Here is a 21329-nt window from a genome sequence, read left to right as displayed (position 1 = left end):
CTGGCTGGGTTCTGCCTGGCCAGCGCTTCGTCTGCAGGCCGTGATTCACTGCGGTGTATTAATACAAGTCGTCCGACATCAAATCATTCTCATCCTGACTGCCGGGAATCCGATGGGATTCACTGGCCCACTCTCCCAGGTCAATCAGCTGGCACCGCTCACAACAAAATGGCCGGAATCGGCTGGCGGCTGTCCAGGGAACGGATTTCTGGCAGGTCGGACATTCAACCGCCAGCACGGCATCGTTGGCGGCAGAATGGCTGGTGGTCGGTGTGGCGGTGGGGGAATTGCTCATGCTGGATGCCTCGTCTGGCGAATCAATGGTCGTTGTCCTGTGATGTTTAAGAGGGTCGTACCGAAGACGCAAACGACAGATAGCCTTGATGCAGCTGGTCGAGTTGCTGCTGCAGGTCTGTCAGCGGGCCAGAATTATCGATAATGTCATCCGCCCGTTGTAATCGCTCATTCCGGCTGATCTGCGCTTTGATGATACGGCGGATCTGTTCTTCGGAATTGTCATCACGCTGGCTGGCGCGTTGCAGCTGCAGGGATTCTGGCAGGTCAATCACCAAGGTACGATGCACCAGCGCCTGCTGGCCACTCTCGAATAACAAGGGTGATGCCAGAACGGCATACGGCCCCGCCGCCTGCGCCAGTTGTTGCAGCGTGTGCTGGCGTATGACGGGGTGAGTCTGTTGCTCCAGCCAGTGGCGCTCTTGTGGATGTTCGAAGATCCGGCTGCGTAACCAGGCGCGATTCAGTTGCTGGTCGGGCTGCAGTACCTCGTCACCAAAGTGCGCCACAATCGCCTGCCAGGCCGGTTGGCCGGGTTCAACAACCTGACGGGCGACCTGGTCAGAATCAACCACATGGATGCCTTTATTGGCAAGATAGTCCGAAGCGGCGGTTTTGCCACAACCGATACCACCCGTAATGCCCAATACCCAGTTCAATGGCATGGCTCCTGTCTGTCGTTTCATCGGGAATCAGTGCATACCGCCCAGGTACCAATGAATCAGGTCATTCCCCCACAAGGCCGCAATCCAGCCAGCCATGGCCAGATAGGGGCCAAACGGGATAGGCAGGTTTTTGTCGCGGCCAAGAATAATCACCCCGGCAATGCCAACCACTGCGCCCACGGCGGACGACAGTAAAATAATCAGCAGGATACTTTGGTAACCCAACCAGGCTCCCAGTGCTGCCAGTAGTTTGAAATCACCAAAACCCATGCCTTCTTTGCCGGTGACCAGCTTGAACAGCCAGAACACCGACCAGAGGCTGAGATAACCAATGGCAGCTCCCCATACCGCAGAGTTCAGATCGGTAAACAGCCCCTGGGTATTCACCAGCAAGCCCAGCCAGAGTAATCCCAGTGTCAGCGTATCGGGCAGGATCTGATGATCAATATCAATTACCGACATGGTAATCAGCAGCCAGGTAAACACCAGCATGGCGGCCAGCTGCCAGCCCCAGGGAAAGGCGATGATCAGCGTCAGGCTGAATAGCGCAGTGACCAGTTCAACGATGGGGTAGCGCCAGCCAATCGGGTTGGCACAGCCAGCGCAGCGGCCCTTTAACAGGAAAAAGCTGAGGAGCGGAATATTCTGCCAGGCCTTGACGGGGGTTTGGCACTTGGGGCAATGGGAATGAGGCGTTACCAGGTTATACGGTTTGTCCAGATCATCCAGTGCCGGGTGAGCTGGCAGCTGGTCGATATCCTGGCATTCCAGCTTCCAGGCCCGGAACATCATGATTGGCAAGCGCAGAATAACCACATTCATAAAACTGCCGAGTAATAACCCCAGCACACCAATAAACAGAACCTGCAGCAGCCAGTGACTGCCGATCAGGGCAAACAGTTGTGATAGATTTTCCATGGTTACATGACCGATCCCATTTGGAAAATCGGCAAGTACATGGCGATAATCAAACCACCAATAACCACCCCGAGGAATGCCATAATCATCGGCTCCATCATGGCGGTCAGGCCATCGACCGACTCATCCACCTCGGTTTCATAATATTCGGCAGCTTTATCCAGCATGGCATCCAGGGCACCGGATTCTTCACCGATACTGGTCATCTGTACCACCATATTCGGGAATACACCGGTAGAACGCATGGCAAAGTGCATTTGCTGGCCGGTAGCCACTTCCTGGCGCACTTCCAGTACCGCATCCCGGTAGAGTTTGTTACCCACGGCACCGGCAACGGATTCCAGTGCCTCAACCAGTGGTACACCGGCGGCAAAGGTGGTTGATAATACCCGGGCAAAACGAGCCACTGCGGCCTTGTGCATGATATCGCCAAAGACAGGTAGTTTCAGAGTCAGATAATCCATCTGGTCGCGGAACGTCTGGGAGGTTCTCATCATATGCTTGAATGCGGTAACCAGAGCCATAATCACCCCCAGGGTGTACAGCCAATAGGCTTGCATAACCTCAGACAAAAAGACGACAAACTGGGTGGGAGCCGGTAACTCAGCGCCGAAGTTTTTAAACATGGCATCAAAGGTTGGCACCACCTTGATCAGCAGAATCGCGGTAACAATAGCCGCAATCACTACCACCGTAACGGGATACCCCATGGCTTTTTTGATTTTGGACTTCAGTGCTTCGGATTTCTCTTTGTAGATAGCCACCTTGTCGAGCATGGTTTCCAGCGCACCGGATTGCTCACCGGATTCCACCAGGTTGCAGGTCAGCTCATCAAAATACTGGGGATGCTCTTTCAGTGCCGAGGCAAAATCATTACCGGCGGATACGGTATCACGCAGCTTCAGGATCAGGTCTTTCATATTGGGGTTATCGACCCCATCGGAGACAATCTCGAACGACTGTACCAGTGGTACCCCGGCCTTGATCATGGTGGCCATTTGGCGGGTAAAAAAGCTGATGTCAGCTGTTTTGATTTTTTTGCCTTTGGCAGCACCGCCACCGAGGCCAAATAACGGTTGGGGTGCGCGCTTGACCTTGCCGGGCTGAATACCCTGCTTGCGCAGCTGGGCCTTGACCACGGCCAGATTCTGGCCGGACAGGGAACCATTTATTTTCTGGCCGCGTTTGTTGACGCCTTCCCAGACAAAATCAATACTCTTTGCTTGCTTGGCCATAACTGCTGGAACGCCTCTGCAAAATCATTTGGCTACCAAAGATAGCAGCCGCTGGTTAGTCTGTTGTCACTCGATTGGCTTCTTCAAGGCTAGTAACACCTTGGGCGACCTTTTGTAGGGCAGATGTGCGTAAGTCGTTAAAGCCTTCCTGGCGGGCAACATCAGCAATTTCAATCGAGTTGCCTCCCTCCATGATAATACGAGACAAGGCATCGGTTATTTTAACCACTTCGTAAATTCCGACACGACCTTTATAGCCGTGCTTGCATTGATCACAGCCAACGGGCTGATAAATTTCTGCGTTTTCGAGCATTTCTTCGGTAAAGCCGGTTTCAAGCAGGGCTTCCCTGGGGATATCGGCTGGTATCTTACAGGACTTGCATAGCCGTCGTGCCAACCGCTGGGCAATAATCAGGGAGACCGAGGTGGCAATATTGAACGATGGCACCCCCATATTGGCCAGACGGGTGATGGTTTCCGGGGCATTGTTGGTGTGCAGGGTTGATAACACCAGGTGACCGGTCTGTGCTGCCTTGATAGCGATCTGGGCAGTTTCCAGGTCCCGGATTTCCCCTACCATGATGACATCCGGGTCCTGACGCAAGAAAGAGCGTAACGCGGCAGCAAAGTCGAGGCCGACCTTGGCACTGACGTTACATTGGTTAACCCCTTCCAGGTTGATTTCGGCAGGGTCTTCCGCGGTTGAAATATTGGTGCCTTCAACGTTAAGGATATTCAGGCCGGTATACAGTGATACGGTTTTGCCGGAGCCGGTGGGGCCTGTCACCAGAATCATCCCCTGGGGTTTCGACAGGGCGTGCATATACAGCTCTTTCTGTAACGGCTCATAACCCAGCATATCGATACCCAGCTGGGCTGACGAGGGGTCGAGAATCCGTAACACGATTTTTTCGCCAAACAGGGTCGGCAGCGTATTAACGCGGAAATCAATGGCCTTGCTTTTGGAAAGCCGCATCTTGATACGGCCATCCTGGGGAACCCGTCGCTCGGAAATATCCATCTGTGACATCACCTTGAGCCGGGCAGCAATCTTGCCGGTCAGCGTGACTGGTGGACTGGCGACTTCGTGTAATATGCCATCGGTGCGGTAACGTACCCGATAGCGTTTTTCATAGGGTTCAAAGTGAATATCGGACGAGCCCATCTTGATGGCATCGAGCAGCATTTTGTTTACAAAACGCACGATCGGGGCGTCGTCTTCTCCAGAGGATGTCGCCGTTTCCTGGGCCTTGTCGGCAGCGTCCGGGTCTTCCAGATCGACGTCATCCAGTTCAGCATCAAGATCGCCCATACTGGAGTCGTTGGCTGCGGCGATTTTTTCAATCAGGCGGTGTAATACATCATGCTCAACAATCACAGGTTCAACCGTCATGCCGGTGCTGAACTTGATCTCATCGATGGCCTGGATTTGAGAGGGGTCACTCTGGGCAACAAACAGGCGCGTGCCTCTGACCATTAACGGGATAACACGGTATTTGGCTATCAGTTCGCCGCTCAGCAGTTCCTGTGGCATCACTTCCAGGTCGTAAGCATCCAGAGACATAACCGGCAAGCCAAATTCTTCTGCGGTCACCGTGGCCAGTATTGAGGTAGAGAGCTTGCCCGAATCCGCGACGGTGGCGATAAAACCGGTCTTCTTCTCGCGAGCATCAAGCAGCAATTCTTCTGCTTGTTCTCGTGAGAGCAGGTTGTGTTCAACCAGTCGTTTCGAAATGCCAGTCAGAACGGCCATGTCATTGATACTCTTTAAAAAACCTTGTTGCAACATATCAAAGCCATACGTTCTGTACCAGTATCAGGATATGAAAGACAACGACTGGTAAACAGTTTTAATTCATTCGTGGCAGATATCTATATTCCAGCGTACCGGCAATGGCTGACCAGCTGATTTGGCCTGCAGAACTCCGGTCTGGCTTGATGGAATAGGTCTTGCCCGCAATATCAACGGGAACACCATCGGCAACCGAACCAAATTGGGCGGTGAGCAGACCGTTGGCACCGATTGTAACGGATTCCACATTGCTGGCACCGTGGTCTTTTGGCACATCGGAGATACCAAAGTGCGTGGTGAGCGCCGCGGCGGTGGTGGGCAGGGCCGAAAAACGGGAGGCGTATTCGGTGACTTGTAATTGTAATGGCCGCAGCACATGCAGGGAGCGAGTGGTTTCGGTGCGCAGGATATATTCGTTGTATTGGGGGATGGCGACTGCGGCGAGAATGCCAATAATCGCGATAACAATCATCAACTCAATCAGGGTAAAACCAGCGGCGATTGTTTTCATATAAATTCCTGACGTTGATAGAGGGTTTACGTGTGATGAAAGTCTCATAAACTCAAGCGTAGCCTATAAAAAAGCCCGCCGAAGCGGGCCTTTGACTGCTCAGGTGTTTTAGTTCACACGTGGCAGGTATTTGGCGTCGATACCGCTTGTTGCAGCGGCAGCAGAAGCCCAGGTAACAGAACCGTTGGTAGAACTACGGGTAGGGGTCAGGGTGTAAGCTGTTCCTGCGATATCGGCTGGAACACCATTGGTTGCTGTATCAAAAGTAATGGTCAGTACGCCAGAGGCACCTACATCGATAGACGCTACGTTGCCAGCAGCGTGATCTGCTTTAGTACAAGAGACACCGGTGTAGGCATTCAGGTTTGTACAAGCTGCTGGCAATGCAGAGTAACGTGCGGCGTATTCACTAACTGACAACTGTAATGGGCGTGCAGCCGACAGGGAGTTGGTGGCTTCAGTACGCAGGATATAATCCTGATACTGAGGAATCGCCACAGCGGCCAAAATACCGATGATCGCAATTACGATCATCAATTCAATCAGGGTAAAACCTTTTTGCATCGTTTTCATGGAAGTCTCCACTCTCAAAATTTTAGGGTTGTGCAATATTACACGTGTTATGCGATGACTATTATGAGGGGTTTTGCCATGGGAAACATCCCAAAACATCCCAACACTTCGTTGTCGAAGCACTTGGTGAGTTCGGGAAATTGAAGAGGGGGTCTTCCCGGACTCAAGCCACTGGCTTCTGTGCGTCTATCACTGGATACGCATACATAGAATATCAAGCTAATATCGTGCCAAGTATATTTTGGCTAAAATAAACAGGTTTATGTGACCTGGTTCGCTAAACCATCGGTGGGCGTTGATTGAATCGCCTGCCTTGCAGAAAAACGGGGTATCCAGTTGAGTACAATGTGACAAATATTGTCACTCGGGTATGTGGTTGTCAGATATATCTGGCCATATTGGCGGTAGTGACTTTTGTGGTCTTGATGTGTGGGCCTGATGGATACCGTCAAAGGATACGGACAGGGCCGGTTTGGGCACGGACGGAGCAGGTCACCAGGGAGAAAAGGGTGCAGATAGCAGGCACGGATGGATATGGCTGGGGTTTTGGGGGTTTTGGGGGTTTTGGAGAGTGGGGGATGTGGGGGATGTGGGGTACGGGCAGCGCCGGCCCCCACGGCTCAGACAAAAGGTATTACTCGGACACTTCATCCGTCAGGAAAGTGATTGAGGCAGGCACCAGATCGAGGTTGATAAAGTCACCGTTGACACTGTTGGTGTCGGTATCCAGCACCAGCAGGCCAGGCTGGGTAGCGTTGGTGATACCGACCCACAGGCGCTGGTTTTCATCCAGGGTGATATCGCCGAGGGTATAGCTGTCTTCCGGGTCGCTGACGTTGCTGGCCATCAGGCTGTTGATATCAATGGTAACCGGGTCGCTGCTGCTGTTGGGGCTGATTTCATACAGGTAGCTGGCAACAGTGCTCCATCCGGCTTCAACATTGATATTGACGTAGGCCTTGTCTTCGCTGACAACGGTGATGTCTTTGACATGGTAGTACTGTGCCGGTGAGGCGCTGGTGTCGTTCAAATCGGCGAAGGTGGTGCCATCGATGATATTGCTGATCGCATAGGTGGTGGTATCGATGACATCGACGCCGCCGCTATTGTCGTCGTAGTCACCACGGGCAGCGATATACAGCTGGCCATTAAGCAGTTCCATGCTGGTGGGGTTGGTCACGGTCAGAGGAATGCCTTTCAGGCCATCGGTGCTGGTGTCGGTATCAATTTCAATAAGGGTGTCGAGGTCGTACACCACGACGTAGGCGGTGTTGTTGCCGTCATAGCCATAACGCTGGGTCAGAACAAACAGTTGGTTGTTGTCGATGGCGGCATCGACCATCCCCGGTGTGGTGCTGTAACCGCTGACGCTGTAATCGGACAAGTCGATGGTATCGACCTTGAAGTCGTCTTCGCTGCTGGCGGTGGTGTCGACTTTCCAGGCTGTTTCCGCGCCGTAGCGCATCAGCCAGCCGTATTGGTCGTCCTGATGTACCAGGGTATAGACGTTGGCGCTGCTGTCGCCATCATCATTGGTGGTGTAGGTCCATTCCGGGCTGCTGAGGCTGGCGGTGGCGTCGTAGCGGCTGATGGTATCGACGTAATATTGGCCAATCCGGTATAGCCAGTTGGCTTCGCTGGTGATGGTGTAGTTGGTGTTGGTGTCGCTGAATAATTGTTGCTGGACGCTGCGGTCGCCGGTGATATTGCCGATGGCAACATGGCCACTGCTGTAGTCGGCAGCGGTGGTTTGTACCGCATAGGCTCCTTCTGCAATGGGTTGGGCGTCGTCGTCGTCACCGGCGCAGCCACTCAGTATCAGGGTCGCAGAGAGAAGCAGTCCGGCGGTGCTGAACGGGGACAAACAGGTGCGGGATAATGTTGTTGGGTGATCAGGCAGACGGTTAGGCATAACAAAATTCCTTGGGTGTCGTTTGGCAAACTTGTTGGTTGCTGGTGATATGAATATTCAAAGCGAGTAGCTCAGGTACAGTGTCCATTCCCGGCCACGAGCCGGGCGCCCACTGAAGTCGTTAAAACTGTGATTAAACAGGTTGTTAATCCGCAGGCCAGCGTGGGTCGGCAGTAGTGACGGTCTGGATGGCACTGGCCATTGGTAGCCGTAATGGATGTTCCAGAGGCGACGTTGATCCCCGGGTACGCTGTTGTAGCGGTCGAGGTAGAGGTCGTCAGCCAGCTCGGCATGGAGATCGATACTGTGGTGCCGGGTGGTCATGGAGGATTGCCAGAGTAATCCGGCAATCAGCCGCAGGTGATAGATGCCGGGCAAGTATTTGTTATCAAAGCCAACGATATCGCTGCTGCTCTGGCTTTGGTAATGGCTGCCTGCCAGCTGCAATTGCCACATCCCCAGGCTCTCTGTTGCGGGTGCTGCGGTCACAGGGCGGTTGAGCTGACTGTGCAGCTGCCATTCCAGCCCGGCCATGGTGGCATCACTGGTATTTTCATAGCGACCAGCCCCGGTTGAGGGGTCATACACGGCGACGATGGCGTTTTCCAGTTGGCGGTGGAACAGGTTGAGGCTGAGCTGCTGGGGGCGTTGTTGCCAGTCTCCGCTCCAGCTGATGTTTAACGACAGTGTTTGGCTTTGCTCTGGTTGAAGGTCGTCGTTGCCCCGGGTCAGGCCGCGGTTGCCGAAGCGTTCATACAAACTGGGTATTCTGAGTGCCTGTTTCCAGCTTAGTTGCAGCTGGCCGTTGCCGGTATCGCTGAGCCAGTATTGTTTCAGGCTGACCAACCCGGAGGTCCAGGACTGCTGCTGATGGGTGTTGTCGCTGTCGCTGCTATCGGTAGCGCTGGTTTGCAACAGGCTGTTTTGCTGGTGGTGGCTGCTACTGAGACTGAACTGGCGTGTACTGTCGCTGTTTTGCCATTGTGCCCGACCACTCAGTTGTACTTGCCGCAGCCAGGAATATTGGTCGCAGCGGCTGCTGAGGGAGTCACAATCACCGCTGTCGCTGTCAATCAGGTAGCGGCTGCGATAGCTCTGCTGGCTTATCTTGATACTGCTGCCCAAATCCCAGGCGTGCCATTGTACCTGGCTGCCAAGTTTGGCCTCGCTGTGTTGGTAGCGATAACGGTTGTTGCTGTCGACATAACCGAATACTGCGGTTGGATCGTAAAATGCCTGACGGTTCAGCGAGTGCCAGAGTTGCCAGTGCTGACGAAAATCTTGTCCCCAGTTGCCCGACAGTTGTACGCCCAGTTGCTTGCTGTCCAGTCGGGAGCGGTTACTCGAGGAGTTGCGATAATACTGTGGCAGTTGTTTGGATTCATCTTGCCAGTACAGGCTGGCAAACAGGCCGGGTTGCTGATGTTTCAGTGTCAGGCGGTCGCGACGATAGGCGGCATTGTTGAGTGCTTGTTGTTGTCCGGCTGGTTGGCTGGTGTCTTCCGGGCTGCTCACCGGGTAGCGGTAATTGTTGTCGCTTTGTTGGTGGTCGATCAATAAATCTGTAGTGCTGTGAGGCTGAGTCCGTAACGGTTGTTGCAGATTCAGGGTCGCCGTACCGTAGCTGCCAGCCGCGGCGGATAGTTGGGTGGGCCTGCTGCTGGTATTGGATGGGCTGCGACGGGTCACGATGTTGATGGTACCGCCGATCGCTTCATCACTGATCAGGCCATTGTCGTCGGCATCGCTGCCGCTGGTCAGGACATCGACTCGCTCAATGGAAGCCAGCGGGATGGCATTAAGATCGTACTGGCCGTATTGACCTGTGGTTACGTCAACGCCATCGATCAGTAAGCGGGTTTGTTTGGCATCAGCTCCTTGCATGGAAATCAGTACCGGGTCGCCCAGCCCCCCCAGGGATTGCACCTGCAGGCCGTTGATACGGCTTAGAAATTCCCCCAGGTTCTGATAACCAGCCGCCAGGGCTTGCTGATCGTAGAGTCGGTAGCTGGTGTCTGCGGCGGGTTCTTGATGGCCATAGACAACCAGCTCATCATCGGCGACCGGCGTATCGTCTGTATCATCGTTGTGTGCCGGGGTTACCGAATCGGCAAAACTGGCAGGCGCGGACAATAACAGGCTCAACATCAGGCTCGACAGCAATGATGGTGTCCTTGCCTGTTGGAGGTGGCAAGACAACGGCTTGCGAAAGGCATAACACCAGAAGGGCAAACGTAATGTCATGGAAGTCCTGAGTACCGGGTCAGAATATAACGGCAAGAGCAGGGGGAGCAGACCAGGCAAGCAATCATTGCTTCCGAAGATGGCGGAAGACATCGCCGGGGCGGCGATTGGCGATTGGCACAAATCCCTCCCGCTGCCCTCCGCAACGTCGGTTGATAAAAACAGGCCGGTATCCGGGCTGACGACCTGAGCAGATGCTGCTCGTTCATAACGCCTTCCCACCGGTGCCTGCTGGCTGGCTCGGCAGTGGCTGGTGTCCTGTATGGGCAGGAACCTGTTATTGAATGGGTCGATCACCGTTGCGGGGGCAGCGCCGGTTTATGTTTTTACATCACCGGTCTTCCCGTTTAACCCGAGGCTGAATGATTCAGCCCATGGGCACCTGATTCTGGGCGCAGAGTAGCGGTGGTAATAGCAGGCGTCAAGAATTGCAAAGTAAAATCGTCGAGTCCGGCGCCGTCTGTGGCTGTGGTTTGCCTGTAAGCAGGGAAGGGCGTCCCTAGGTGGGGAGGCCGCTGCGGATATTAAGCTGATCCATTAATGCCCGGGTTAAGGGCAAATCGATTTTTGCCGCGCTGGCCTGGGCCAAGAGATAGCCACAAATATGATCCAGCTCGGTTGGGCGGTTGGCCAGTACGTCTTGCAGGCTGGATGAGCGGTTATCCGCCGTCGATAGGGCAATCTGTGTTACCCGCTCTGGCAGTTGATCTGGTAATGGCCAGCCTTGATGTTGATACAGCTGTTCTATTTCGATGGCCAACGAGTGTAACGGCGCACGGTATTCAGGGTTGCTGATTAATGCGCCATTGAGGCAGCGGTAGCAGGCGGTCAGGGGATTGATCACTGCGTTAATTGCCAGCTTTTGTCGTTGCCGTGTAAGAATATCCGAGACAACCTGGGTATGAGGCAAGTGGCTGGTGATCTGTCGCGGTAATCCATTTGCCTGTGCCGAAGGCAGACCAATCCAGACATCACCCAGTCCGGCATATATGACGCTGTTGTTTTCCAGGCGGTAAGCGCCGTCGGTGGAGATGCCGTGCCAGAGCTCGCAGCTCTGCCCTTGTTCTTTGAGCCAGTGAGCGACTTGTTCATGCTGGCCCATACCGTTTTGTAGCAGCAAAATGCGGTCAACCTGATGCAGTTTGCTGGCATAAGGTAACAGGGCATCCAGGGTGTCACCGGCTTTGGTGGTGATCATCAGCCAGTCCAGCCGCTGATGGTTCCATGGTGGCAGTGACAGGGTCAGGGTCTCTGGCCATTCAGGATGACTCGCACGAATATCTGGCCCGTATTGCAGGGTACGTTCCAACGGCGGGGTGGCCATTGTCGGGGATTGTGGTGAGCGGCCAAGCACATAAAGACGGTGCTGACGCCAGTAGCTGGCCATGACGGTGCCAATGGCACCCAGGCCAAGCAGGCCGATGGATAATGTCATGGCAGGATTATAAGTCGCTTGATGAGCTGGAGCCAGAGCGGGCGGATGACTTTTGCTTTTCAGTGCTGACAGAGGTATACAGTCCGGCTTATTGCCATGCTTATGACTGTATATATTTATTGACAGGTTATTGACAGGAGAAGCCCAATGCCATCGTTTGATGTCGTTTCCGAAGTGGATAAACACGAAGCCCAGAATGCCGTTGATCAGGCCAATCGGGAATTGTCCACTCGGTTTGATTTTAAAGGGGTTAATGCCAGCTTTGAGTTAAAAGATTTTGCTGTCACCTTGACGGCTAATGAGGAATTCCAGATCGAGCAGATGAAACCCATGCTGGAAAGCTCTTTGATCAAGCGCAAGATCAAGGTCAGTTGTCTGGAATATGGCGATCTGGCCGGTGCAGGCAAGCAGGTCAAAATGATCGCAACCTTGCGTCAGGGTATCGACAAGGACCTGGCTCGTAAAATGGTCAAGATTGTCAAAGACAGCAAATTAAAAGTGCAGGCATCGATTCAGGGAGAGATGGTGCGGGTACAAGGTAAGGCGCGAGATGATTTGCAAGCGGTGATGGCGCTGTTTCGTAATGACGATTCCATCGAGATGCCGCTGGCGTTCAAGAATTTCAAAGACTGATGTCTGACCGTAAGGTAACGGATCACTCTTCTGTTCAATCCAGCCTGGATTCTGCCACGACTTCGACGTCTTTTTTCGGCTGGTGGCGTGATGCCCGGAAAATTTACACCCGTAAGCCGGTACTGGCGATTGCCTTGTTGGGTTTTGGTGCCGGGCTGCCATTTTTGTTGGTGTTTTCGACCCTGACAGCCTGGTTGCGGGATGCGGAAGTGGAGCGCACGACCATCGGCTTTTTTGCCTGGATCGGTATGACCTACTCGATCAAGGTATTCTGGGCACCGGTCGTGGATCGCGTCAGTATCCCCTTGCTGAGCCGTTGGCTTGGGCAGCGACGCAGCTGGATTCTGGTTGGGCAGGCAGGGATTGCCAGCGGTTTGTTGTGGATGAGCCTGCTCGACCCGCATACGGATTTATGGTGGATTGCGGCCTCTGCTCTCCTGGTGGCGTTTGCCTCTTCGACCCAGGATGTGGCGCTGGATGCGTACCGGATTGAAGCGGTTGACGATGAGTATCAGGGTGCCATGTCGGCCAGTTATATTTTTGGCTATCGGGTGGCCTTGCTGTTTTCCGGAGCCGGAGCCTTGTATTTGGCGGACTGGTACAGCTGGAGCTGGTCTTATATCGGTATGGCAGCGTTGATGCTGGTGGGGATTGCCGCCACGTTTTGGTGCGACGAACCCAACCACCTGGATGCAGAGCAACGTGGCCGCATGGACGCTGAGTTGATCGATCGTTTGATCGGGCGTCCTATGCATCTGATGCAACGTCCAGCCTGGCAGCGCTGGCTGCTGGGGGCGGTGATTTGCCCGTTGCTGGAGTTCTTCCAGCGTAATGGCTGGTTTGCGTTGCTGATTCTGTCGTTTATCGCCGTTTTTCGTTTGAGTGATATCACCATGGGGGTGATGGCCAATCCGTTTTATCTGGATATGGGGTACAGCAAATCAGACATTGCCCGCATCGCCAAAATTTTTGGTTTTGTGATGACGGTGGTCGGGTCGGGTGTCTGTGGTGTTATGGTTGTCAAATGGGGCATGTACCGGCCCTTGCTGCTAGGTGCAATCCTGGTAGCGAGTACTAACCTGTTGTTTGCTGTGATGGCCATGACCTGGGATGGCAGTCGCCCGCCACTCAGTTGGCTGGCAGTAGTCATCAGTGCTGATAATCTCAGCGGAGGGATTGCCAGCACCGCCTTCGTGGCTTACCTCTCCAGCCTGGCAAACAAGAGTTATACCGCAACGCAATATGCCTTGTTCAGTTCGCTGATGACCTTGCCGGGCAAGTTTATCAGTGGCTTTTCGGGCTGGGTTGTTGATGGCTGGGGTTACAGTGACTTTTTTATTATCGCCGCTGCATTGGGGATTCCTGCGGTTTTGCTGGTGCTGGTATTGATGAAACAGCAGCCGGAAGCGCGTAACAAATCACTTCCAGGCTGAGTGCTGGGTACGGTGTCTGTGGGTCTGTGGGTCTGTGGGTCTGTGGGTCTGTGGGTCTGTGGGTCTGTGAGTCTGTGAGTCTGTGGCTTCGAGCGCTTCGGACTTACAGCTCCTTGATAATAAAATCCTTACCTTGATAAACCCCTGGTTCAATGTATATCCGGTTGCCCAGGTGCAGCTCGCCATCACTGATGTTATGGCCATGAATAACCACATCAATGCCGTCAATGACGTGCTCAGAACGCTGCTGGAATTGTGTGCGTGACCAGATAGTCCGTAGTGCTTCATCGGCATCCAGCTGTTCCAGATCATCCCAGTGGGTGAAGGGATATTCAGCATGAATAATGCCGTAACGAGTGCCAGACTTTCCTGAGACCTCGATTGCCAGAGGCAGCTGTTCGATCGTCTCAAACCAGGCTGGCCAGTCATTTGGGGAGGTCTGGGCGATCCAGTCGCCACCGTGAGTCAGCCAGGTCATGCGATGTTCGCTGTGCTTGTATTTCATCGCACAGACCATCAGGTATTCATGGTTGCCCAATACAGAATAAAACCAGGGTTGATCCAGCAAAGCCAGTGCCTGAGGTGATTCCGGGCCACGATCAATCAGGTCGCCAACACAGATCACCCGATCTGAGTCCGGGTTAAACTGCAACTGATCAAGTTGGCCCATCAGTTTTGAGACATGACCATGGATATCACCAACAACAAAATCACGTCCTTGCTGGTTGGTCTCAAGGCGCAAGAGTCTGGCTTGTACTTTCATGGGTTGGGTGTCTCTGTTGTGGCGTGTGTGACATGGTGTTTGGCGCGTTTGGGGGTTCTTTGAGCGCTGGAGTGCGCTCGAGGGCCATGCTCTGCCCAGCGCGCAATATTAGCCAGTGCCAGTAAAAACATAAACATATAGGCATTGGCGGGTATTTGCAGGTTGAAGTCGACCGCAGAATGTATCCCTATGGCAATGATTCCCATGGTAGCGCCAAACCCGGCACCTTTAAGTAATTCATTACGCCGGATGCTCATCGCGCGGATTGCTCGCCATAAAGAGACCAGCACTACACCCAGCATGACAACAAACGTTGGAGCACCAAACTCCGCCAGGAACTGAACATAGTCGTTGTGGGCATGGTTATAGACGTTGGGGTCTACAACGTCAGGGGACTTGTATTTGGGGAATGTGGTCTGAAAGCTGCCGGCACCAATACCTCCAAATGGTTGTTGCTGCCACATAAGGAAGCTGTCTCGAGCTACCTCGTCGCGATTTTCGGTATCGACGGACGAGTTTTGCAAGCGCTCGGCGACCTTGTCGACGCCAAAAAATGTACCCACAATAGCGATATCAATAACCAGCAGGCTGGTTAACAGGATTGTGGTCGATTTTGATTTATGGCGCATCAGCACCAGAGCCAAGGCACCGGCAATCATCATGCTGGCAAAAAACGCTGTATTACCCATGCGTGAGCGAGTCATCACCAGGGCAATCACCATAATGGCTAGCAACAGTCGCAAGATAACCTTGCTGCTCAGCAATACCTGTATGGCCTGCCGCAGTCGTTGCCTTAGCGATCCCTGATAAACCGTTGACTGCGCCAGTAAAAAGCCGATTCCCAGTGCCAGTGCCATTTCAAGGTATCCGGCGATATGGTTACGATTGACAAAAGTACCGGTTGCGGTGCCTATGTATGCCCATTTGGCTTCAAAAAAGCCGTATTCCCAACCTGTCAGTACCATGAGTGAACCGTACGAAGCCTGGAAAGCAGCGGCCAATACAATCGTCCAGATTGCTTGCTGGATACGATTTTGCGAATGAACAAGCAGCAAGGTCAGCATAAAGAAGCCGGCATAACCAAAGCCTTTGAACAGGTACATCCAGGTATCATAATGAGCAGAGCTGATCCATAGCGCTTGAGCGGCAACCCAAAGCTGGATAAGCAACAAACCGACCCAGAGCCAACGACTGCGTACAAATGCAACCGGGAGTGTTGTGAGATTCTGAGTATGTAACCGAAGTTCCAGCAATAGCAGACCGCCGGTAATGGCTGTGTATAACGGCCAGGCCCAATCGGTATAGCCACCAAATGGCAAAGGTAATACAAATAGCAAAAGCAGATAAGCACGCCAACGAGTCATGGTACTGCCAGTCCTTGAAATAGAAATCACCGGTGGGAACAACAAACAACAAAAAAAGCCCGGAAAACCGGGCTTTTTAACTGATCAGTATAAACCCGCCATATCTAGCCGGTTTCTAATCTACAGGATTAGAATGGACTTGTCGCTGGAGGCGTAGTGTCGCTGTCTGTATCGGCAGTTGCCACTGAGATCACAGATGTCGTCGTACCTGTTGTCGCCAGTAACGTTCCGGCTGCAATATCACTTGAAGAGAAACCAACAGAAGCCGCTGCTGCTGTTACTACCGTGCTGGACTGGCCACTGCTGACCACACCGGCAACGATTACCTCGGCAGGAATACCTGCAGCAATGCCTGCCTGCATCACAGAAGACACCGGCACGTTGTTGGCAACAGCAGCCTGGGTAACACCAGCAATCGCATCAATGGCGCTAACGCCGTCAATTTGTATTACTGCTGCCACAATATCTTTAACACTGATGCCAGCATCAAGAGCTGCAGAGGCTGCTGACTGGATAACAGACACTGGAGAAACACCAGAAGCGATAACGGCAGCAATGATATCGCTGGCACTGTAACCAGCAGCGGCCAAGTCGGCAGCCAGCTGGGCATCGCAAGATCCACCACAATCTGCAGAGGCCTGCAAGTAGGCATCTCCCAAAGACATGACAGACAGGTAGTCGGTGATAGCGGCAGAAGCAGACATGCTGCTCAGGCCGATAATGGCACCCAGTAAAATTTTTCGCATGGTCGTAATCCCTGTGAATTTATAAAATCTGGTTAATTGTACCCCGAGGGCAAAGTGGCTGCAAAGCCTGGTTGGCTAAAAATGGTTATATTTTATACAAACAACGTTTTGCGTCGTGGTTGTTGGGAATTGTTCAGTGGTTGCTGGGTGGTGGTTGGAGTTGTGTGTAAAGAGAGTCTCTCGTTGCTGCCGTTGCCGCAATGACACGGCCTACTAAATTTGGCTTATTTTGAGACATCGTCCCGTTTATTTTGTTGATTTTGCGTTTGGGATAATTGGGTCACATGTTTTATATAAAGAGTACAGAAAAGCGAACTTGTGGACTGGTTATCACTCAGTGTTGCATCCCACGCAGTGACCTTACTCATTGATTCACCTTACAAATGGAGCAAATCATGAAAAGGTAACCGTGGTGAAATTTGTGCGAGCTATCGTGGTTACAAATTTTTACAAGGCATGGCGATTTATCCTGTGATCGTGCAGAATGCGCCTTCGCTCAGTAAGGTTATTCCCTACGGCACTTGTACTCCGTGCTGGATGAGGCAAAAGGCTTTGAAGCCCTGAATTAACGGACTGGAATCACTATGGATCTGGGGAGCAGCAACAGTCTGGTGGATACTGTCTTTGTGGCCGGTTTGTTAATGGTAGTGCTGGTCGGCCTGTCTCTGAACGTCGCTTCGGCAGAAAAGCTGTTTACCGCCGCATTGATGCTTTTGTTGTTGGCTGGAGTGTTAGCGCCAGCAGAGGCCTTTGTCGGTTTTTCCAACACCGGCATTTTTACCATCGCTGCATTATATGTGGTAGTGGGCGGGTTAAAGGAATCCGGTGCAACTCAGGTGTTGCGGCGTTATCTGGTTGGCAACCCCAAAAATCAGACATCTGCCAGTCTTCGCGTTTTGCCTGTGACAACACTGTTGAGCGCAGTGGTTAATAACACCCCGGTGGTTGCCATGTTCACTACGTTATTGCAAAGCCAAAGCAAACGCTTCTCCATTCAGTTATCCAGTATCCTTATCCCGGTTAGTTACGCTTCGATCCTGGGAGGAACCTGTACTCTGATCGGTACCAGCACGAACCTGGTAGTTGATGGCATGCTGCGACAGGGGGGGTACACAGGTTTTGGCTTGTTTGAAATTGCCTGGGTGGGGATTCCAATTGCTATTTTGGGGTTGATTTATATCTTTCTGGCTGGTCGTTACCTGTTACCAGACAGAGAAAGCTCCGTTGAGCAATTTGATCAGGTGCGTGAATACCTGGTTGAAATGATGATTCAACCGGGCAGTGAGTTGGTGCGTAAAAACATCCAGGAAGCGGGTTTGCGTAACTTGCCGGGGCTTTTTCTGGTCGAAATAGAAAGAGAAGAACAAATTATATCGGCTGTTCGGCCGCGTACTGTACTCGAAGCCGGAGACCGGTTGGTGTTTGCCGGTAGCCCGGAATCCGTACTTGAATTGCGCAATATTCACGGTTTGGTCCTCGCTAATGACCAGCGCTTCAAACTGAATGGTGCCAGCTCGGATCGACGCCTGTTCGAAGCTGTGTTATCGCCTTCCAATCCCATGATTGGCCAAACTATCCGCGAAGCGCGTTTCCGTCATCGGTATAGCGCTGTTGTGCTAAGTGTATCGCGTCATGGCCAACGGTTGCGTGGTAAGTTGGGCGAACTTGTTCTGTGCGAAGGGGATACTTTACTGGTAGAAGCACAGAAAGGCTTCTTGATGCGGCATCGTAATAGCCGGGATTTTTTATTGGTCAGCAAGTTAGGCACACCGCCATTGGCAGATGAAACCAAGGCTTTGCCCGCATTGGCGATCTTTACAGTCATGTTAATCGCTTCAGGCACTGGAATGACCAGTATTCTTGTTAGCTCGATAGCGGCAGCAGGCGCTATGTTGGCGATGAAATGTATAACGTATGAAGATGCAGGCAAGTCAATCGACTACTCAATCTTGTTAGTCGTTGCTTGTGCTTTCGGGTTGGGTGCTGCGGTTGAAAAAGTTGGCTTGGCCAAGGATATTGCCAGTGGTTTGCTGGCCGTTGCCGATTCGCCGCTCAGTGCCTTGATTGCCGTGTATCTGGCGACGGTATTACTTACCGAAATGATGACCAACAACGCAGCCGCCATCATTATGCTGCCAATATGTTTAAATACTGCCGAAGTGTTAGGTGCCAATTATGAACCATTTGCAATTGCAGTGATGGTTGCAGCTTCTGCCAGTTTTATGACTCCTACCGGTTACCAAACCAACTTGATGGTAATGGGGCCGGGGGGGTATCGTTTTATGGATTACGTTAAGTTTGGAACGCCGCTCAGCATTATTGTTGCGGTTACGTCTGTCAGTGTTATACCAGTGGTCTGGTCATTTTAGAGATGGGCTGTTTTTACAAGGAGCCAGAGTGAAAAACGAAAATATAGTGTGGCACAACCATGCGGTGGATAAATCCATTCGCTCCTATATGAAAAAGCAGCAACCTTGTTTGCTCTGGTTTACCGGTCTGAGTGGGTCGGGAAAATCGACGATTGCAGGGGCCGTAGAAAGCATGCTGGCTGAGCGTTTACAGCACACGTATCTGATGGATGGTGATAACGTCCGCCACCGTTTATGTGGCGATTTGGGTTTTAGTGAAGAAGACCGCATCGAGAATATCCGACGGGTTGGAGAGGTCGCGCACCTTATGGTTGATGCCGGGCTTATTGTGCTGACGGCATTTATTTCTCCGTTTAAAAGTAACCGGGAAATGGTTCGCCAGATGTTATCAGGTGGTGAGTTTATCGAGGTTCATATCGATACTCCCATCGATGTGTGTGAAACCCGTGATCCCAAGGGTTTGTACAAAAAGGCCCGTGCCGGAGAAATCAAGGATTTTACGGGTATCGATTCTCCTTATGAAGCTCCAGAAGCTGCAGAAATTTGTATCAAGAATGACAACATCAGTATTCAAGACGCTGCGCAACAAGTGATTGACTACCTCGATCAGCATGGCTACCTCAAACCCGTAAAGGAAGGTTCCGATGCCATTATTGGTTAATCAGGTTATCGATATTGCCCGCACCGCTGGAGCGGCAATTCTGGAAATTTACAACACTGATTTTGCACAGTACGAAAAGAGTGATTCCAGCCCGCTCACAGAGGCCGACCTCGCCGCGCACCATATTATTTGCGATCGCTTGGCCAGTATTAGTGACTATCCTGTGCTATCAGAAGAGTCTGATAAAGAAGATATAACCTGGGAAAAACGCAGTCAATGGAACACGTATTGGCTGGTCGACCCGCTGGACGGCACCAAAGAATTTATCAAGAAGAATGATGAATTTACCGTCAATATTGCCTTGATCCAAGGTGGACGAGCTGTTCTGGGGGTGGTGTATTGCCCACCTCTGGATCGGATGTACTTCGCTGCTGATGAATTAGGCGCTTATCGTCAGGATGGTACAGCAGAAGCTGTTAAGCTGAGTGTGGCATCTGAACCAGATGCTGGCCAATCTTGGAATGTAGTCGGTTCTCGTAGCCACGGCGCTGAAGCGCTGTCTGCCTTTTCTCAGCAACTGGGGGAGGTTAACCTGGTTTCGATGGGCAGCTCTCTGAAGTTGTGCCTGGTTGCTGAAGGTGCTGCACATCTTTATCCGCGACTGGCTCCAACGTGCGAGTGGGATACGGCCGCAGCGCAAGCTATTGTGGAACGTGCTGGGGGGCAGGTCTTAACTCCGACATTGAAAAAATTACAGTACGGTCAAAAAGAAGACTTACTTAACCCGTATTTTATTGTTTGTGCTGAGGCCGGTAAGCGCTGGAGTGCAGTGTTTACCGAACTGGCTCAACCTGAACAAGCTTAAGCCTAGTGTCAGCCCATATTCGAAAAAGTGACGATTATGACTATCAGTAAAAAACGCCTTACTCACCTCAAACAGCTTGAGGCTGAAAGTATCCATATCATCCGTGAAGTGGCTGCCGAGTTCGATAACCCGGTGATGTTGTACTCCGTTGGTAAAGACTCTGCTGTAATGCTGCATTTGGCCTCCAAGGCTTTTTTCCCTGGCAAACCACCATTCCCTTTGATGCATGTGGATACCACTTGGAAGTTCAAGGAAATGATCAGCTTCCGCGACACCATGGCTGCCAAAGTCGGTATGGATCTGATTGTGCACGTTAACCAAGATGGCGTAGATCAAGGTATTGGCCCGTTTACTCATGGTTCCTCGGTACATACCGATGTAATGAAAACCCAAGGGCTGAAACAGGCGTTGGATAAATACGGCTTTGATGCCGCCTTTGGTGGTGCGCGTCGAGATGAAGAAAAGTCACGTGCCAAAGAACGAGTGTATTCCTTCCGGGATAAAAACCATCGCTGGGATCCGAAAAACCAGCGTCCTGAGCTGTGGAATATCTACAACGGCCGTATCAACAAAGGCGAAAGCATTCGTGTCTTTCCGCTATCTAACTGGACTGAGCTGGACATCTGGCAATATATCTATCTTGAAAGTATCGAGATTGTACCTTTGTACTACGCTGCCATGCGTCCGGTTGTGGAACGTGATGGCATGCTGATTATGGTTGATGACGAGCGTATGCCGATCCAAGATGATGAAAAAGTCCAAGAAAAAATGGTGCGTTTCCGGACTTTGGGTTGTTATCCGTTGACAGGAGCCGTTGAATCTGAAGCTGCCACTCTGCCAGAAATTATTCAGGAAATGCTACTGACTACTACGTCCGAGCGTCAGGGGCGTGCTATCGACCACGATTCATCCGGCTCGATGGAAAAGAAAAAAATGGAAGGATATTTCTGACTATCCATACCGTTCAGATAAAAGA

General features: G+C 52.2%; 19 protein-coding genes and 1 riboswitch. Of the genes, 6 read left to right on the top strand and 13 right to left on the bottom strand.

The genetic code is table 11. The features are described 5' to 3' along the window. Positions 1-58 precede the first annotated feature (58 nt). From yacG to Q8W24_RS11965, 10 genes are all read right to left on the bottom strand, one after another. Positions 59-235 carry a DNA gyrase inhibitor YacG gene (yacG, locus tag Q8W24_RS12010; protein ID WP_370693331.1) on the bottom strand — a complete coding sequence of 59 codons (177 nt, stop codon included), beginning with the start codon at positions 233-235 and terminating at the stop codon, positions 59-61. A 106-nt stretch (positions 236-341) separates the two neighbouring features. After that, positions 342-980: a dephospho-CoA kinase gene (gene coaE / locus Q8W24_RS12005; RefSeq protein ID WP_368501360.1), complete on the bottom strand. Its 639-nt coding sequence runs from the start codon at positions 978-980 to the stop codon at positions 342-344. Positions 981-986: 6 nt separating this feature from the next. Continuing rightward, positions 987-1877: an A24 family peptidase gene (locus Q8W24_RS12000; protein WP_303431786.1), complete on the bottom strand. Its 891-nt coding sequence runs from the start codon at positions 1875-1877 to the stop codon at positions 987-989. Between the two features lie 2 nt (positions 1878-1879). After that, complete coding sequence (locus Q8W24_RS11995) at positions 1880-3112, bottom strand: type II secretion system F family protein (RefSeq protein ID WP_305475453.1); 1233 nt, start codon at positions 3110-3112, stop codon at positions 1880-1882. A gap of 55 nt (positions 3113-3167) precedes the next feature. Beyond that, positions 3168-4865: a type IV-A pilus assembly ATPase PilB gene (pilB, locus tag Q8W24_RS11990; protein ID WP_303431788.1), complete on the bottom strand. Its 1698-nt coding sequence runs from the start codon at positions 4863-4865 to the stop codon at positions 3168-3170. Between the two features lie 97 nt (positions 4866-4962). After that, a complete protein-coding gene (locus tag Q8W24_RS11985) occupies positions 4963-5415 on the bottom strand; it encodes a pilin (protein ID WP_305475452.1) in 453 nt (150 codons plus the stop codon). A 108-nt stretch (positions 5416-5523) separates the two neighbouring features. Then, positions 5524-5988, bottom strand: a complete 465-nt coding sequence (locus Q8W24_RS11980) for a pilin (protein ID WP_305475451.1) — start codon at positions 5986-5988, stop codon at positions 5524-5526. Positions 5989-6622: 634 nt separating this feature from the next. Then, positions 6623-7900 carry a hypothetical protein gene (locus tag Q8W24_RS11975; protein ID WP_305475449.1) on the bottom strand — a complete coding sequence of 426 codons (1278 nt, stop codon included), beginning with the start codon at positions 7898-7900 and terminating at the stop codon, positions 6623-6625. A gap of 57 nt (positions 7901-7957) precedes the next feature. Beyond that, the gene (locus Q8W24_RS11970; RefSeq protein ID WP_305475448.1) at positions 7958-10144 is read right to left on the bottom strand and encodes a TonB-dependent receptor; all 2187 of its coding nucleotides are present in this window, start codon (positions 10142-10144) and stop codon (positions 7958-7960) included. Positions 10145-10290: 146 nt separating this feature from the next. Beyond that, positions 10291-10545: riboswitch (cobalamin riboswitch) on the bottom strand. 98 nt (positions 10546-10643) lie between these two features. After that, positions 10644-11579, bottom strand: a complete 936-nt coding sequence (locus Q8W24_RS11965) for a ketopantoate reductase family protein (RefSeq protein WP_305475446.1) — start codon at positions 11577-11579, stop codon at positions 10644-10646. A gap of 147 nt (positions 11580-11726) precedes the next feature. Here Q8W24_RS11965 and Q8W24_RS11960 point away from each other — a divergent pair, with 147 nt between their 5' ends. Both Q8W24_RS11960 and Q8W24_RS11955 read left to right on the top strand, forming a co-directional pair. Beyond that, the gene (locus Q8W24_RS11960; RefSeq protein WP_303431794.1) at positions 11727-12212 is read left to right on the top strand and encodes a YajQ family cyclic di-GMP-binding protein; all 486 of its coding nucleotides are present in this window, start codon (positions 11727-11729) and stop codon (positions 12210-12212) included. Beyond that, entirely contained in the window at positions 12212-13645 is a 1434-nt protein-coding gene (locus Q8W24_RS11955; protein ID WP_305451608.1) for an AmpG family muropeptide MFS transporter, read from the top strand. Before Q8W24_RS11960 ends, Q8W24_RS11955 begins: the two co-directional genes overlap by 1 nt. Before the next feature lie 103 nt (positions 13646-13748). Here Q8W24_RS11955 and Q8W24_RS11950 read toward each other — a convergent pair whose 3' ends face one another. The 3 genes from Q8W24_RS11950 to Q8W24_RS11940 form a co-directional block, all read right to left on the bottom strand. Continuing rightward, positions 13749-14408, bottom strand: a complete 660-nt coding sequence (locus tag Q8W24_RS11950; RefSeq protein ID WP_303431796.1) for a metallophosphoesterase — start codon at positions 14406-14408, stop codon at positions 13749-13751. Further along, positions 14405-15772, bottom strand: coding sequence for an O-antigen ligase (locus tag Q8W24_RS11945; protein ID WP_305451609.1), 1368 nt, complete (start codon positions 15770-15772; stop codon positions 14405-14407). The genes Q8W24_RS11950 and Q8W24_RS11945 overlap by 4 nt, the downstream gene beginning before the upstream one ends. Before the next feature lie 128 nt (positions 15773-15900). Further along, complete coding sequence (locus tag Q8W24_RS11940) at positions 15901-16518, bottom strand: hypothetical protein (RefSeq protein ID WP_305475445.1); 618 nt, start codon at positions 16516-16518, stop codon at positions 15901-15903. A gap of 584 nt (positions 16519-17102) precedes the next feature. On the opposite strand from Q8W24_RS11940, the gene Q8W24_RS11935 reads away from it, so the two are divergent. Genes Q8W24_RS11935 through cysD form a run of 4 tightly spaced genes read left to right on the top strand, consistent with a single transcriptional unit; the run spans position 17103 to position 21304 of the window. Continuing rightward, complete coding sequence (locus tag Q8W24_RS11935) at positions 17103-18887, top strand: SLC13 family permease (RefSeq protein WP_305451611.1); 1785 nt, start codon at positions 17103-17105, stop codon at positions 18885-18887. 28 nt (positions 18888-18915) lie between these two features. Further along, positions 18916-19548, top strand: coding sequence for an adenylyl-sulfate kinase (gene cysC / locus Q8W24_RS11930; protein ID WP_305451612.1), 633 nt, complete (start codon positions 18916-18918; stop codon positions 19546-19548). Continuing rightward, the gene (cysQ, locus tag Q8W24_RS11925) at positions 19532-20353 is read left to right on the top strand and encodes a 3'(2'),5'-bisphosphate nucleotidase CysQ (protein ID WP_305475443.1); all 822 of its coding nucleotides are present in this window, start codon (positions 19532-19534) and stop codon (positions 20351-20353) included. The genes cysC and cysQ overlap by 17 nt, the downstream gene beginning before the upstream one ends. Before the next feature lie 36 nt (positions 20354-20389). Further along, positions 20390-21304 (top strand): sulfate adenylyltransferase subunit CysD, encoded by a 915-nt coding sequence (gene cysD, locus Q8W24_RS11920; RefSeq protein WP_370693328.1) that lies wholly within the window; start codon positions 20390-20392, stop codon positions 21302-21304. The last annotated feature ends 25 nt before the right edge of the window (positions 21305-21329 follow it).

The sequence above is a fragment of the Oceanobacter sp. 4_MG-2023 genome, from assembly GCF_030689165.1.
GTDB lineage: Bacteria > Pseudomonadota > Gammaproteobacteria > Pseudomonadales > Oceanobacteraceae > Oceanobacter.
This window is presented reverse-complemented; position numbering and strand designations above follow the sequence as displayed.